Source organism: Ammonifex thiophilus (genome assembly GCF_003368535.1).
Lineage (GTDB): Bacteria > Bacillota > Desulfotomaculia > Desulfotomaculales > Ammonificaceae > Ammonifex > Ammonifex thiophilus.
In genome coordinates this window covers 1-13,232 of the sequence record NZ_QSLN01000013.1, presented here as the reverse complement: position 1 = coordinate 13,232, position 13,232 = coordinate 1, and the positions used below count along the sequence as shown (strand labels likewise).

Annotated in this window: 16 protein-coding genes and 1 pseudogene; 12 read left to right on the top strand and 5 right to left on the bottom strand. The window is 55.7% G+C overall.

The window, feature by feature from the left end:
• Positions 1-63 precede the first annotated feature (63 nt).
• The 3 genes and pseudogenes from DXX99_RS08355 to DXX99_RS08345 all read right to left on the bottom strand — a co-directional run bounded on the left by DXX99_RS08355 (position 64) and on the right by DXX99_RS08345 (position 2,575).
• Entirely contained in the window at positions 64-1,656 is a 1,593-nt protein-coding gene (locus DXX99_RS08355) for an RNA-guided endonuclease InsQ/TnpB family protein (protein WP_115793044.1), read from the bottom strand.
• Positions 1,625-2,274: pseudogene (locus tag DXX99_RS08350) on the bottom strand (IS607 family transposase). The gene DXX99_RS08355 and the pseudogene DXX99_RS08350 overlap by 32 nt, the downstream one beginning before the upstream one ends.
• Complete coding sequence (locus DXX99_RS08345; RefSeq protein WP_115793043.1) at positions 2,258-2,575, bottom strand: hypothetical protein; 318 nt, start codon at positions 2,573-2,575, stop codon at positions 2,258-2,260. Before DXX99_RS08345 ends, DXX99_RS08350 begins: the two are co-directional and overlap by 17 nt.
• 288 nt (positions 2,576-2,863) lie before the next feature.
• On the opposite strand from DXX99_RS08345, the gene DXX99_RS11555 reads away from it, so the two are divergent.
• From DXX99_RS11555 to DXX99_RS08325, 6 genes are all read left to right on the top strand, one after another.
• Positions 2,864-3,121 (top strand): hypothetical protein, encoded by a 258-nt coding sequence (locus DXX99_RS11555; protein ID WP_165847788.1) that lies wholly within the window; start codon positions 2,864-2,866, stop codon positions 3,119-3,121.
• Positions 3,122-3,123: 2 nt separating this feature from the next.
• Positions 3,124-3,423, top strand: a complete 300-nt coding sequence (locus DXX99_RS11550) for a metallophosphoesterase family protein (protein WP_165847787.1) — start codon at positions 3,124-3,126, stop codon at positions 3,421-3,423.
• Complete coding sequence (locus tag DXX99_RS11345) at positions 3,353-3,703, top strand: metallophosphoesterase (RefSeq protein ID WP_165847786.1); 351 nt, start codon at positions 3,353-3,355, stop codon at positions 3,701-3,703. The genes DXX99_RS11550 and DXX99_RS11345 overlap by 71 nt, the downstream gene beginning before the upstream one ends.
• Positions 3,704-3,753: 50 nt before the next feature.
• Positions 3,754-4,227 (top strand): 2-thiouracil desulfurase family protein, encoded by a 474-nt coding sequence (locus DXX99_RS08335; RefSeq protein ID WP_115793041.1) that lies wholly within the window; start codon positions 3,754-3,756, stop codon positions 4,225-4,227.
• A complete protein-coding gene (locus DXX99_RS08330; protein ID WP_115793040.1) occupies positions 4,224-5,213 on the top strand; it encodes a DUF814 domain-containing protein in 990 nt (329 codons plus the stop codon). The genes DXX99_RS08335 and DXX99_RS08330 overlap by 4 nt, the downstream gene beginning before the upstream one ends.
• Before the next feature lie 265 nt (positions 5,214-5,478).
• Entirely contained in the window at positions 5,479-6,063 is a 585-nt protein-coding gene (locus tag DXX99_RS08325) for a hypothetical protein (RefSeq protein WP_115793039.1), read from the top strand.
• 228 nt (positions 6,064-6,291) lie between these two features.
• Here DXX99_RS08325 and DXX99_RS08320 read toward each other — a convergent pair whose 3' ends face one another.
• Both DXX99_RS08320 and DXX99_RS08315 read right to left on the bottom strand, forming a co-directional pair.
• The gene (locus DXX99_RS08320) at positions 6,292-6,702 is read right to left on the bottom strand and encodes a PIN domain-containing protein (RefSeq protein ID WP_115793038.1); all 411 of its coding nucleotides are present in this window, start codon (positions 6,700-6,702) and stop codon (positions 6,292-6,294) included.
• Complete coding sequence (locus DXX99_RS08315; protein ID WP_115793037.1) at positions 6,680-6,925, bottom strand: AbrB/MazE/SpoVT family DNA-binding domain-containing protein; 246 nt, start codon at positions 6,923-6,925, stop codon at positions 6,680-6,682. Before DXX99_RS08315 ends, DXX99_RS08320 begins: the two co-directional genes overlap by 23 nt.
• 428 nt (positions 6,926-7,353) lie before the next feature.
• Between DXX99_RS08315 and DXX99_RS12150 the strand changes: the two genes are divergently transcribed.
• From DXX99_RS12150 to DXX99_RS08280, 6 genes are all read left to right on the top strand, one after another.
• Complete coding sequence (locus tag DXX99_RS12150) at positions 7,354-7,968, top strand: papain-like cysteine protease family protein (protein ID WP_420809010.1); 615 nt, start codon at positions 7,354-7,356, stop codon at positions 7,966-7,968.
• A gap of 171 nt (positions 7,969-8,139) precedes the next feature.
• Positions 8,140-8,859, top strand: coding sequence for a hypothetical protein (locus DXX99_RS08305; RefSeq protein WP_134642976.1), 720 nt, complete (start codon positions 8,140-8,142; stop codon positions 8,857-8,859).
• A gap of 559 nt (positions 8,860-9,418) precedes the next feature.
• A complete protein-coding gene (locus DXX99_RS08300) occupies positions 9,419-10,252 on the top strand; it encodes a LuxR family transcriptional regulator (RefSeq protein ID WP_115793034.1) in 834 nt (277 codons plus the stop codon).
• Positions 10,253-10,586: 334 nt separating this feature from the next.
• Positions 10,587-11,486, top strand: coding sequence for an ABC transporter ATP-binding protein (locus DXX99_RS08295; RefSeq protein ID WP_115793033.1), 900 nt, complete (start codon positions 10,587-10,589; stop codon positions 11,484-11,486).
• Positions 11,461-12,405 carry a hypothetical protein gene (locus DXX99_RS08290; protein ID WP_115793032.1) on the top strand — a complete coding sequence of 315 codons (945 nt, stop codon included), beginning with the start codon at positions 11,461-11,463 and terminating at the stop codon, positions 12,403-12,405. The genes DXX99_RS08295 and DXX99_RS08290 overlap by 26 nt, the downstream gene beginning before the upstream one ends.
• Positions 12,406-12,694: 289 nt before the next feature.
• Positions 12,695-13,232, top strand: a 538-nt coding sequence (locus tag DXX99_RS08280) for a transposase family protein (protein ID WP_165847784.1), incomplete at its 3' end; no start/stop codon positions are given.

Sequence of the window (13,232 nt, the reverse complement as noted above, 5' to 3'; positions counted from 1 at the left end):
CGGTTATATACGCACGTCTGCTGCAACGCGTTAAAGCGAAGCGGATGAACCGTTCCTCCCACGCTAGGTTATGCTAGGTAAGACTGCGGAATTCAGGAGCCTAGCCAGTGCATTAAAATTGGCTACAAAGGCGCTTTTGATGTATCCCAGCGTGGTAAGAGTCATTGCTTCCTCGCGGGAAGCTCCCTGCGACGGGAACGGCTGCGCCGCGCCGCCAACCCTATAGGAAAGCGGCCTTTTGAGCCTAAAACCGAACCTCCCAACGTTGAGGCTCCCCACGTAGTCCCGGTCGGCACTGTACCCGCAGGAAGGACAGACAAACCAGGAACCGGAGTCTTTCTCCTCGGGCTCACCCGGCGACTTGACGCGCTTGCCTTTCTCTAAGCACCTGGGGCAAATGGAGCTTGTGCCGCCCGGAGGGACCGGTACGACCTTAATCCCCAGGAGTCTCGCTTTATACCTCAGGAGCCTGAAGAGAAGCCCCCTCACCGTGGTGGTCACCCACCAGTTGAGGTCTTTCGGCCTCCCCCTCTTCCCACGCAGGGTGAGGAGCCACTCAACAAAGATATACCGGCAGTTGAAAGCCCTGGCTAAAAGCACCAAAAGGCTTGATACCTGGTGGGCGAGCTGGTGCTGTATCCGGTGGTACTTCTGCCAGGCAGAAGCAAACAAACGGTTGTACTTCTTCCACTCCGGGCTTTTTCTTTCGTGCTGGTCGCGTGTCTTTTGCAGCCGGCGGATCTCCTCCCGGATGCGGAAGAGCTTGGCCCTCAGTGCCTGCCAGAAGACGAAAAAGGGAGGAGTGAGCTGTGTCTCTCCCTGGAGTATGGTGCCGGTGACGAGCTTTCTTTGCCCCCAGTCAAGCCCCAGCGCCCGGTCTCTCTCGCCCGAAGGTGCTTTTTCCGGCACCTCCACCTTGACGTCGAGGAGGGCGACGAGCTTGCCCGAAGGCTTGCGCTTCAACCTCAGGTCGGGGGCATGAAGCTTTCCCGCTTTGAGCTTCTCCTTCAGCTCTTCCGGCAGCTTGACGTCAAAGGAGAACCACTCCCAATCCTTTTCCGACTTAGGCTCGGGACATAGAGGAAGCTTCACCCGGCCCCGCAGGACTTCCCCGTCGCACTCGTACTTCAGCACCTGCCCCTGCCTTAGGCCGTCGTCCGCAGAAGTCGTGAAGGTGAACTTTTTAGGTTCAGGCTTCTTCTGGAGTTCAAAGAAGTCCTGAGGAAGCCTCTCGTGTTCGGCGTAGAAGCCGGCCACGGCCTCGGCCACGTTGAAGAGGTACCCGAACTTCTCCCCTTCCCCGTCTTTTTTGAGCAGGTCGTAGATCTCCTTCGCGGCGTCTTTAGCTTGGCCTGAGAAGCAAGGCAGGAGGAGTTTAAAGATGCGTTTTCTTTCGGCCATGGAGCGCAGGAGGCGACCTGCCGACTCTAAGATAGAGCGCCACACGCGGCTGGGGATGTAGATGTCCTGCGGGCGGGAAAGCTCTGCGTCTAAAAGCTTCCACGCCTTGCCTGGGGAAGAAGCCACGGCTTCCAGGCCCTCAGGCGACCAGTACGTCCCCAGCACCTGCTCCTGGACTTCGAGCCCCAGGGCGGTGAGGTTCTTGAGCGGTCCTGTCAACTCGTCAGGGAGTCTCAGGCTGGTCGTAAGTATCAAGGCGGGAAAGTACCTCCTTCACTTCCTCTTTGAGCTTTTTCACCTTGTGCGACCTGTGCCCGTAGAGTTTACCTGCGAAGGAAGTGATGATAGTGAGGAGGTCTTTCACGAGCTCCTGCTGAGGACTTTTGTCTTCTTCACGGTTGAGCACGAGCAGCTCGACACCGAAACTGTTGAAGTACTCTTCCAGGTACTCGAAGCCGAAGCGCGTCAACCGGTCGGGATAAGTACAGGCGACGGCACGTATCTTTCTCTCCCGGGCCAGCTCCATGGCCTTCCTCAAACCCCTGCGCGTGGTCGAAAGGCCGGAACCAATATCGGTCAGGACTATTACGTTGGAAAATTTGGAACCATACGCTTCCTTCAGCGCCTCTATCTGTCGTTCGAGGTCTCCTTTCTGGTCGTGGCCCGAGACCCGTGCGTAAAGCACTATCGTGTCCGGGTTGGCCTCGCCCAGGAGGCGGCAATCTCCTCTTCGGGGAAGCGGCGCTCTCTTCCAAGCCAGACGGCCTTGATCTTCCCCTCCCTTTCCCAGCGGCGCAGGGTGTCCTTGTGGATACCAAGTAAAACCGCCGCTTCAGCAATCCGGTACATGCGCTTTTTATGGTACTTCGGCATCCCAAACAATCACCAATGATAGTATAGCAAATCGGTTAACTGCTAACAACCCCGTTCTTCTATCCCAGGCCAGGCTGTCCGTGGCTATGAGGCAAGAAATCAAGGGAAACACGATAATAAGGTAGGCGAAAGCACCCGATAGAGTTGTAACATAGGCGTAATAGGCGCTTTCCGCCCCGCGAATAATGGTGCGGTAGGAGTGGTAGCCCTGAAATGCAAATAGCAATAGAAAAAATAAGGCGATTATCCAGTTCGGCCGCTTCCAGAGGCGCAAAACTTCCGACTTCATTACCGTGATCATAGCACCACCCGTTCATCGTAATTTGTGGAAGCCATTAATACTTCGCCCTGCCAGGTGCCCCCAAATCGAGGTACGAGGGCTACGTATTATTCTTGGGATTAGTTTACAGCCCCCTCCGGGGTGGGCAAATCCAAATTTTGTTCGTAAAACCTTTTTAACAGCCTTCGTTAAGCAGTAGGTTGCCTTTTGCTTACTTTCTTCTCGTTTTCCGCCAAATTTTATCAGATCTTATCCAGATCTCCTCTGACTGTGGTAAGATAAGGCAGAAGTATGATCTCTAAGGGGGGAATGCCGATTTCTTCGCGGCGGCGCGTTCTAATAGGCGTAACTTTGGGTCTGCTCTTCCTCTTCTTTCTGAGTTCGGCGGCCGTATCCGGCCGGGTAGTTATGAAAAGGGTGGAAGTGCTGCTGCCGGGCCTGCCGGCGGAATTCGGCGGGCTGACCATCGCCCACATCAGCGATCTCCACTACGGTTTTGGCCGGTTCCGCAGTCGGGAGTCCGCAGGCGAGATAAAAAATCTGATTTCTTCCTTAATCCCGAGCTAATCGTGTTCACGGGTGATCTTCTGGATCGCTCGGCCGACCCGGCTCTGGCAGGCATCCCAGTGCTGGAGGGGCTCAAAGCGCCCCTGGGGGTGTACGCCGTTCTGGGCAACCACGATCATTGCTTTGATCAGCGAGCGATAACCCGCTCCCTTGCTGCTTCTGGGGTGGAGCTCCTGGTCAACCGGAGTGTTTGCCTGCAAAGAGGTGGCCGGCGCCTGTGGATCATAGGTCTTGACGACCCATTGGCCGGCAACCCCCGATCTACCCGGAGCCACGGCTTCCATTCCTCCCGAAGATTTTAAGATCCTTCTGGTGCATACTCCGGACTTTGCTCCTCAGGCGGCACGTGCGGGAATTCAGCTTCAGCTTTCCGGCCACAGCCACGGAGGGCAGATTAGACTGCCGGGAATCGGCGCCCTGTACCGCCCGCCCCTCGGGCGCGAATACCCCTCCGGCCTGCAGCAGGTGTCGGGGAGCGGGACCCTGGTTTACACCAACTGCGGGCTAGGCACTACTGTGCTGCCGCTGCGCCTCTTCTGCCCGCCGGAGGTGACATTGCTAACCTTGCGCTCCCGGGCTTGAAAAGGGCGCTATACTGGTGTAAGAAGATCAGATACCCGGAGGGAGAAAATTTGCCGTTAGAGTTTATCGTCAGCGCCTGTCTGGCCGGCTTTCCCTGCGCCTACGACGGTCGGCCCCGGGAAAGGGCTTCCGTGCGGCGCCTGCTGGAGGAGGGGAGGGCTTTGGCCGCCTGCCCGGAGTGTTTGGGAGGCCTGGCCGTGCCCCGGGTGCCGGCGGAGATCTATGGTGGCCCAGGTTCCGCAGTGTGGCAAGGCAAAGCCAGGGTTCTTGACCGCGAGGGGAGAGATGTCACCGCCTACTTCTGCCGGGGAGCGGAGCTCTTCCTGGCCATTGCTCAAACTTTGGGGATAAAGAAGGCCATACTCAAGAGCAGAAGCCCTTCCTGCGGCTGCGGCTTTATCTACGACGGAACTTTCTCCGGAAAACTGCGCCCGGGGGACGGGGTAGCGGCGGCGCTTCTGCGCGCTAGGGGCTTCGTCCTTTGGACCGAGCACGATTGGGAAAGCGAGGCGGGGGAGCTTTGAAGGCACTGGCCCTCTTTTCCGGCGGGCTCGACAGCATCCTGGCGGTAAAGCTTATAGAACTTCAGGGCATAGAGGTGGTGGGAGTGGCCTTCACCTCTCCCTTTTTCGACGCCTCGCGGGCCGTAGAGATGGCCGAGAAGCTGGGCCTTCCTTTGAGGGTGGTGGACATAACGGAAGAGCTCATCCCGCTTGTGCTCAATCCCCGCCACGGCTACGGGAAGCACTTCAACCCCTGCATCGACTGTCACGCTCTTATGCTGCGCAAAGCGGGGGAGTTGATGAAAGAGGAGGGCGCTTCTTTCATCATCACGGGAGAGGTCCTGGGAGAAAGACCCATGTCCCAGAACCGCCAGGCACTGGAGATAGTGGCCCGGGAGGCAGGGCTGGAGGGATATGTGCTGCGCCCCCTTTCGGCTTTGCTTCTCCCTCCCACCATTCCGGAAAAAGAGGGGTGGGTCAAACGGGAAAAACTTCTGGGCATTAAGGGGCGCTCGCGCAAGCCCCAGCTGGAGCTGGCCCGCCGGCTAGGGATAGAGGACTTTCCCACCCCGGCCGGGGGCTGCCTGCTCACCGATCCGGGCTACGCCCGGCGGATAAAGGAACTCTTGCGCCTGCGCCCTGCCCCTTCCCGGCAGGACTTCGAGCTTTTAAAGTACGGGCGCCACTTTTTCCTGCCCGGGGTCCAGATCGTGGTGGCCCGGAAGGAGGAGGAGAACGCCCGGCTGCTCGCCCTCCGGGAGCCGGGGGACTTCCTTCTGCGCCTGAAAAATATTCCCGGGCCGCGCACCCTGGTGCGCGGGAACCCGGAGGAAAAAGATCTGCGCCTGGCCGCCGCCCTGACCATCAGGTACAGCAAAGCCCGAGAAAAGGAAAGGGCGTGCGTGGTGGCGGAGAGGGAAGAGCCCCCTTTCACCGGGGAGATAGAGCTTGGCCGGGCGGAGGTGGAGGAGCTCCTGGCCGAAGCCGGCGTGCCCCTGCCGAGCTAAAGCCTTCTACTAGAGGGTAAGAGCTCGGCAGTGGCAGCGCAATTGGCTCCGGGGAAAATACCACTTTTGTGGTATTTACACCGGAGAGTGACTGGGCTATGCTGTGGTAAAAGGCAGCGTGGGAGAGGTGATGAACGGCAAGTTTGGGCCTTGCCAAGGTTCTTCCCATATCGGATATACTCGCTTAATCCCGATTGGTATAGGACTCGCATTTACTGCGTTCACTTAAATGGGTAACTCAATTATTGCAGGGAGGTTGGTATCCATGATTTTGGGTAACAGAGCAGTGGTATCGATCATCGCGGTTGCTTCTCTTCTACTGGCGTCATTCCTTTACTTCTACAAGGCTAAATCCTCGGCGGCGGCCGACCCGGAAATAGTGAACCTGATAACGGAGGCCGAAACCATGGTCCAGAGAATGACGGTACCGCCCAAGGAATACGTCGGGAAGAACACTAGCCTTCCCGAATCGGTGAAGCGCCAGATGTACGAGCAGAATATGCGGAACGTCGATAGGCTGTTTAGCGGCAACTATAAGAAGGCGATGATCGACATTGTTAACCATCACTTTTCACGGCCTTTCGCACATAACTGCGTCGACGGGGGGGTGACGAAAGTAACCATACTGGGTTCGACTAAAACCGAGAACGGGGTTAAAGTTCAAGCCGAAGTGCATAAATATCTGGTGCACCGGGAGCAGAGAGACGGCCGGCTGGTCGATGTTAGGCTGGACGGAAAGGGCACTTACGAGTACACCTTGGAAAAGACCGCCGAGGGATGGAAAATTGTCAATATAAGTGGGGGACCGGACCTTGATGCCAGCCGAATCACTGTTACCCCCGTGCAGTAGGTAGATGGGAAACCCACTTTAGGTTGTCCAAGGCCATTGATGAAGTAACCTTAAATATCGACGCGGTAGGATTTCTTGTGTTTAGGCTTCTACTATCTTTGCTCCCACCAATGTGCCAAGCTGGACAGAAAAGCCCAAGCGCAGACAGTTTATAAGGGAAAGAGTTTATAAGGGGGGGGCGGTGATCAACGAATGAAGGCCGCCCCCTAATTGCGCATCCGGCAACCCCTAGGGTTCCACCCGGGTAATGCCTTCGATCTTCTCGAAATCCCTGTCGTAAGAATAAATCTCGCCCTGTTTGCGGGAGAGCATCTGGGCGGCAACGAAGGCGTCGGTCCAGTCGACATTCTTCTCGGCGTAGAGCCTGAGCGCCTCTTTGGCGATTCTCTTGCCGGTAAAGCGCAGGCCGTGCAGGTTTAAAAGCGGGGTGAGAAGCTCCCTGATCCGCTCCTTGGGCTGGTGGTAAAACTTCTCGAGGGTCCACACAATATCCGCCAGGACCAGCTCCGGCAGCCAGACCTCCTCGGCACCGGCCTCCAGCCGCTTTAACAGTTCGGCGCACCGGTCGGCTTGCTCCGGGACATCGTTGGTCAGAAAGCGCAAGATAACGTTAGCGTCAAGCACGCGAGGCCTCTTCACGGCTGCGCTCCTCCATCGCTCGGTGGCGGACAGCTTTGAAATCCTGCGGTGCATCTACTTTGACCGCGCCCTTGAGCGACTCGATTCCCCCTTCGACCGGGAGAAGGCGGACGGCATTTTCTTCAAGCACGAAGCGCACGCGTGCCCCGGGGCGGAGCTTGAGCAACCTCCTAACCTCAGCCGGAAGAGTAATCTGGCCTTTTTTTGAGAGCCTGGCGAACATTACTCTTTACCTCCTGGCTTACAGGCTACTTCAGTTGATATTGTAAAGCGAAGGTACCTATAAGTAAAGCGCCCCGCATCTCGCCGGAGGCAGCTGCTGATTAGAGCCCGCCCTTTAAAGTCAACGCGAGAATTTTTCGTCAACCTGTCACAAAAAGGGCTCCGGCGGCACGAACGCCTTAACACCGGCGCGGGAGCTCCGGGGTTTGGTAGTTATCAGAGGCGGGCAGCAATCTATCAAAAACTTGGCCTCAGCAACTTGTACGAATTACACGACAAGCCAAGGCGCTGATTGCGGGGCGAAGTAAAAATACCATTTTTGTGGTATTTACACCAGAGAAAAACTGGGCTATACTGGGGTAAAAGGCGTTAGTAGGGAATTTCGAGTTAGGGGGAGGCGGTATAGAAAAGTTGCTTTGCAGCGGGAAAATGGGGTTTGGCGACGGATTGAAGCGTAGAAGAAATATAGGGAGGGGGAAACGGATGAGACGTATGGTTTCTTGGCGTTGGAGAATAAAGCTGGCTGCTCTAGCTTTGTTTCTCTTTTGTCTGTCTTTATATCTCCCGGGAACTGTGTCAGCAACACGGATGGTCCTAAATGTGCCTGAGTTTTCCCAACAGCCCTATGATCAGATATGTTGGGCGACGCGAGCATCCATGATTATCGCATATTTTAAGGGTGATACTGTTGACCGGGACGTTACGATTGCACAACTTAAGTACGGATCCAATTTCAATCAACCGGGCACGCTTGCCGACAGCGAATATTACGTTAGGTATTATACGGGTAGGCCGGGATCTATCCAATATAACGCTCTCTCATATACTGCTGTTCAATACCAAATAAACAAATTAAGTCCCATCGGGACTAGGATTTCTTGGGCAGTAGGCGGTGCCCACGCGCAAGTAATAAAGGGTTACGACACAGCTACCGGATGGGTAATATATAACGATCCCTGGGACGGCTTAGGCCATGGCTGCTCATATTCCTACTATGTGAATAACAGCAGTTGGAGCTGGACCGGCTCTCTTTTTTACGCCTAAGTATATCCAGTAGGAGGTGATTGATTTATGCGAGCGCTAAGGATACTAGTTAATCTCTGTCTTACGGCAATTCTTGGGCTGTTTCTTGTTGTCCCGGGTTCCTTTGCTTCCTTGCCTGTAAAAGAGCTTCTGTCAAGCCAAGCACTATCCCAAGCCCCGGAGAGGGAAGCCGTGCAGTCGGCAATAAAGAAGGGTAAACCGCTCGATTTTCTTGTGCGACACCGGGCCGACTTAGGACGGAAAGGGTTGGCCGAGGTCAACAGCCCCGAGGATCTTGTCCCTGGCGAACCTCTTAAGGTTTTCCTTCCTGACGAAGCTTTGGTCCAGGCTTTAAGCGGAAATAAATCTCTAATACCGGTAATCGAGCGTTGCCACTACTATTGGGAAGTTCCCGTCTCAACGAAAGCAGGTGTCCCCGTGGCCTCTTTCAGGGTAGAAAAATTCCAGGGAGAATGGCAGGTAGTCGAGATTGGCGGTAGCTTTCGGGAGAAGGAATTGAAGTTTCTTGCTGATCCTGGGCAGATAGAGACCCTATTATTAAATCACGGGATCCGGCAGGCAGATGCCTATGCCCACTTCACCTTGCCACCACTACACACCGATTTTCTTGTCATTGCCTCCGACGGCAAAGAATACCTTATTCCGCTGATCCACGGTGGCGTCCCTGAGGCCTGGGGGCTAAAGAGTGGGGAGCTTTACCCGCGCGAGAAAGTTGCGGCCACAGTAGGCCCTGTTCTGAAGGAGATGCAGGCACAGCCTGGTAAGGAAACAGGTGCTCCGAGCAAAATTACTTTTACCTCGCAGCCCATTTGGCCTTTTCTGGTCGGTGGAGCTTTTCTTGCCGCCGCGGGAGCTTTCGTCTTCCTTGCTCGGCGTGCCCATGTCAAGTGAACTTGATAGCAGCAACACTTGTTTCTCTTTTCCTGGCTGGGGGCTACCTCATGTTCAGGATACGGCATTCCGGTAACTTCTAAGGTTCCACCGGGTAATGCTCCTACCTCAGCCGGAAGAGTAATCTGGCCTTTTTTTTGAGAGTCTGGCGAACATTACTCTTTACCTCCTGGTTTACAGGCTACTTCAGTTGATATTGTAAAGCGAAGGTACCTATAAGTAAAGCGCCCCGCATCTCGCCGGAGGCAGCTGCTGATTAGAGCTCGCCCTTTAAAGTCAACGCGAGAATTTTTCGTCTGGTAACTTCCGACAAACGAGGTGGTTTAGACTTGCAGTCTACAGTTGACTTCACTTTATGGGTGCTCAACCGGGTTTCTAGTACCACTCTGAGCAGTTTAGCTCCTTATCTTAATTCCCTTATTTCTGGAAGATTCCTTCTGGTCTTGGCAGGAGATTGATACCATTTTGACGAATCCCTAAAAAAATTGCCGCTACCCTGTCACAAAAAGGGCTCCGGCGTCGCTAAAGCTAAAGAAAATCGCCCGGAGGGGAATGCGATATGCCCTTTCTGCGAACAGCGAGTTCGGGGGAAGAGGAGACCTACCTCTGCTCCCATGAGGAACTGGAAGCTTCTTACGCCCGCTGCCGCCGGTTGGGCGTGCCTCCGGGTGCGCCCAGCCCCCGCAAAATCCTGAATCCCACCGAGCTCGCACCGCGCCTCAAGGCCAACCTTTCGCTGGTGACCCTGGCCCGGCACATCGTTGCACCGATCTGCCATCGCAAGAGTTACCTCTACATCCTCTGCGATCCGGAACTGGTGGCGCTTGAAATCTTCGCTGCGCCGGAGGTTCTGACCGCCGCCGAAAGAAAGGGTTTCATGCCCGGCACCATTTTCACTGAAGAAAGCTGCGGCACCAACGCCCTCAGCTTAGCGAAAGAGCTTCGGCGCCTCGTGGCTATAAGAGGCGAGCAGCACTACTGCCGGCTCTTCAAATACTGGTGGTGCGTCGCCAGCCCGGTGAAGGACCCTAACGGCAAAATCTCAGGCTACCTCGACATCTCGCTGCACGCCGAGAAAGAGCTCGGCCTGGCTGCGGCGCACCTGCAAACGCTGGTGGCCCGGATAGAGGACCGGTTACTCCTGGCCGAGCTCCGCACCTGCCAGGAAAATGATGCTGCTCCAGCGCCACTCCGTATCCCGCCGGAGGTGGCCGCAAGACTTACCGCCCGTGAGCGGGAAGTTTTAAAGTTGATGCTTGAGTGGCTGGACGATGTGGAAATCGCTAGAAGGCTTCATATAAGCCGGAGTACGGTCAAAACCCATCGCTGGAACATTTACCGAAAGTTTGGCGTCCGCAACTTGCGCGAACTGCTGGCCAAACTGAGGCGCTGATTTGCTTTGGGCAGCACTCTTTGGCCCTTTCCCAGCGCAAGGATACCTACGCCAGAAAACGATGATCTACTGTTCTCGCAGTAGAAAAATACTGTTTTTACAGTATTTACACTTGGAAATGTCTAGGTTACACTGGGGGCAGAAAGCGCAGGAGAAGGGAGGGAAGATAAGGCTAAGCTCTGAGCTTATTCTGCAATACCAACATCTTGGGCATACGTCTACTAGGTCGACGTACGGTGACCGAAGAGCAAGTGGGGCGGGGGAGTTTATTCTGAGGCTGCTCCCGCCCCGCTCTGTGGAATCTCCGAGGCACCGAAAGGAGGCGTAAAAATCCTTGCTCGAGCTCGTGCAAGTTACCAAAAGATTCGGGCCGGTTGAGGCCTTAAAGCAGGTATCTTTCGTCCTTGGGCCCGGGGTCACCGCGGTCGTGGGGCCCAACGGGGCCGGAAAGAGCACCCTCTTCCATATCCTTACCGGCCGCGTTCTTCCCACCAGCGGCAGCGTGGCTTTCAACGGACTTCCTCCGGCAAAGATTCGGGCCGAAATGGGTTTTCTGGCGGAAGAGCCGCCATTTTACCCTTACCTCACGGGAGAAGACCAGGCTTGGTACTTCAACTCTTTGCGCGAGAACCCCGTCAGCCGGGACGAGGTCAGGGCCATGTTGGAAAAGTGGGGCGTTTCCGAAAGGAAAAAGATCAGGGACTTTTCCTTGGGGATGAGGAAGCGCCTTGGCCTGGCCTGCGCCTTTCTGGGTTACCCCAAGTTCCTCATACTGGACGAACCTTTCAACGGACTAGACTTGGAGGGGCAGCGGCTGGTGGAGGAGGAGTTTGCCTCCTACCGGGCGCAGAACAAAATACTCATCTTTTCTAGCCACCAGCTAGAAAGGGTCACCCTTTTGGCGGACCATCTCGTCTTGCTACGGGGAGGGCGCCTTGTTTTTTCCGGTGAAATGAAGAAGCTGGCAGAGCAGGCATCGCGCGTCATTTTTTATCTTTCTCCCGACACCCCCAGGCAACTTTTACAGTTCCCAGGGATGTTGGAGGTTGACGAGAGGGGTTCCTGGACAACCGTAACGGTAACAAAGGAAGCGGCTCTCGCCTTTCAACAACACCTTGCCGAGCACGGTGTTTCGCCACAGGGCAGCCAGGTGCTGCTTCCGGAGTTAAAGGCTCTGCTTAATGACGCCGAGAAAAGGGGGAACAGTGGTGCCGGACGTGCTGCGGATAATTAAAGCGGAATTGATGCGGGTGAGCCGCCAGCCTTTCTTTTATGTCATCCCGCTACTGGCCCTTTTGCTGGTCATCCCGGGGATGATCGGGGAATATAAGTACGCGCTTGCCTTGCACTACAAAACTCTCCCCCTTCCTCCAGGAGCATCTCCCCCTCCGAGCTGGGGAGCCGAGCTCGACGTGCTCCTTCACTGGTTTCGCTGGAAAAACCTTCCGGGCATTGTAGGCCCTGATTTGCTCGGGGGTTGGGGGATAGCGCTCTTCATCTACACGGGCGCCGTCTGGTTCGGAAACGATCTGAGGACCGGCGTCATCAGACAGCTCGCCGTGCTCCGGGAGTGTTTGGCGACCGTGATCGCGGGAAAGGCGCTGGCGCTTATCCTTTACATCGTGGCCGTTCTCGGCCTTACCGTCTTCGGTGCGGTCATCACAACGCTGTTTCTGCCTGAGGTGCCAGGGCGGGAGGTTGGCGCCTTGCTGAGCGTGACTTTTGTGCGCAACATTGCCATTTACATCAGCATCGCCCTGCTCTGGGCGCTCTTGGCCGCCGCTGTTACCATATTCGCCGCCTCGGAGCTCCTGGGAGGGATAGGGGCTTTTGTGTGGACTGCTGCAGAAAAAATAGCATTTTTAGGAAATTGCAATCCTACAGCGCAATTCTTTGCTAGAGTGGCTCCGTGGAGCACCTGCCAGTCGCTTCTTGCTTCCTCTCTCTGCGACAATCTTAGCTGGTTGGGGAACACGCAGTATTCCCCGGAGATGTTGACGCTTCGAATCCTGCCCTTAACATTCACTACTGGTGCCTTCGGACCTAAGCCTTACCTGCTGCCGTTCCTCTTCCTGCTGGCGATGTTGGGAATTTACCTCTTGGTGGGCACCGTCGCAGTTTTCATCGGGTACCGCTGGCGCGTGAGTAAGTGAAGCGAAGAATGTGGGCCGGGAGAATCCGGCGAATTACAATCCCGCTTACCATGCGCTTAGTGCCAATTGCACCAACTTTTCACTACAACGTCTCCAGGCGGGCGGTATACCGATGGTTGACGCCTGGTGGTGGCCCTGACGGGGCAAAGGCGACAGGAAGGTTTTCGCCGGTTATGGTGTTCCGGGTACGGCTCTAAGCTAAAAAGTGTGGAGTAAGAAGGAGGAGGCGGCCGAAGAGCCAAGGGATAGTTTAACACACCACAACCCCAAAGGAGGCTCTCGACCGCCTATGAAACAGTTTATAGCGGAACTTCTGGGACTGCAAGGATGGATTATCTACCGGGTAAAGATCGAATCAGATAGGATCGACGTATACGCCGGGCGACCGAGGAAAGAAGCCAGCTGTCCTTCCTGCCAGACTCTTACCCGGCGGGTTCACGACCGGTCGCGCGAGTGGAGGCCAAAACTGCACACCCGATGCAACGGGCTACCGGTTTACCTCTGGGTACGCCCCCGCCGGTTCAAATGCCCGAATTGCGGGAAGGTATTCACTGAAAGATTTCCGGGTATCAGACCTCGAGCAAGAAGAACCGAGCGGGCGGAAGTAGATTGGCTCGAAAACTTGAAAGACCGCAGCTTTCGCAGAGCAGCGGAAGTGGTAAGGACAAGTCCCGGCACCCTGCGCCGGCTGCTTCTAAAGCAAGTGACCAATCAGGTGAACATCGAGGAGGCCCTTAAAGATCTACCGGCTTTTGCTTTAAGCATAGACGAGCACAGTTTCAGGGGTCAGGACATGATGATCACCGTTACCTGCGTGTGGCCCGAGC

Bases quoted from the DNA above. Each gene is read 5' to 3' on its own strand.
- DXX99_RS08325 (WP_115793039.1), top strand. From the start codon at position 5,479: ATGATTTTGGGTAACAGAGCAGTGGTATCGATCATCGCGGTTGCTTCT.
- DXX99_RS12150 (WP_420809010.1), top strand. From the start codon at position 7,354: ATGGGGTTTGGCGACGGATTGAAGCGTAGAAGAAATATAGGGAGGGGG.
- DXX99_RS08345 (WP_115793043.1), bottom strand. From the start codon at position 2,575: ATGATCACGGTAATGAAGTCGGAAGTTTTGCGCCTCTGGAAGCGGCCG.
- DXX99_RS08300 (WP_115793034.1), top strand. From the start codon at position 9,419: ATGCCCTTTCTGCGAACAGCGAGTTCGGGGGAAGAGGAGACCTACCTC.
- DXX99_RS11555 (WP_165847788.1), top strand. From the start codon at position 2,864: ATGCCGATTTCTTCGCGGCGGCGCGTTCTAATAGGCGTAACTTTGGGT.
- DXX99_RS08315 (WP_115793037.1), bottom strand. From the start codon at position 6,925: ATGTTCGCCAGGCTCTCAAAAAAAGGCCAGATTACTCTTCCGGCTGAG.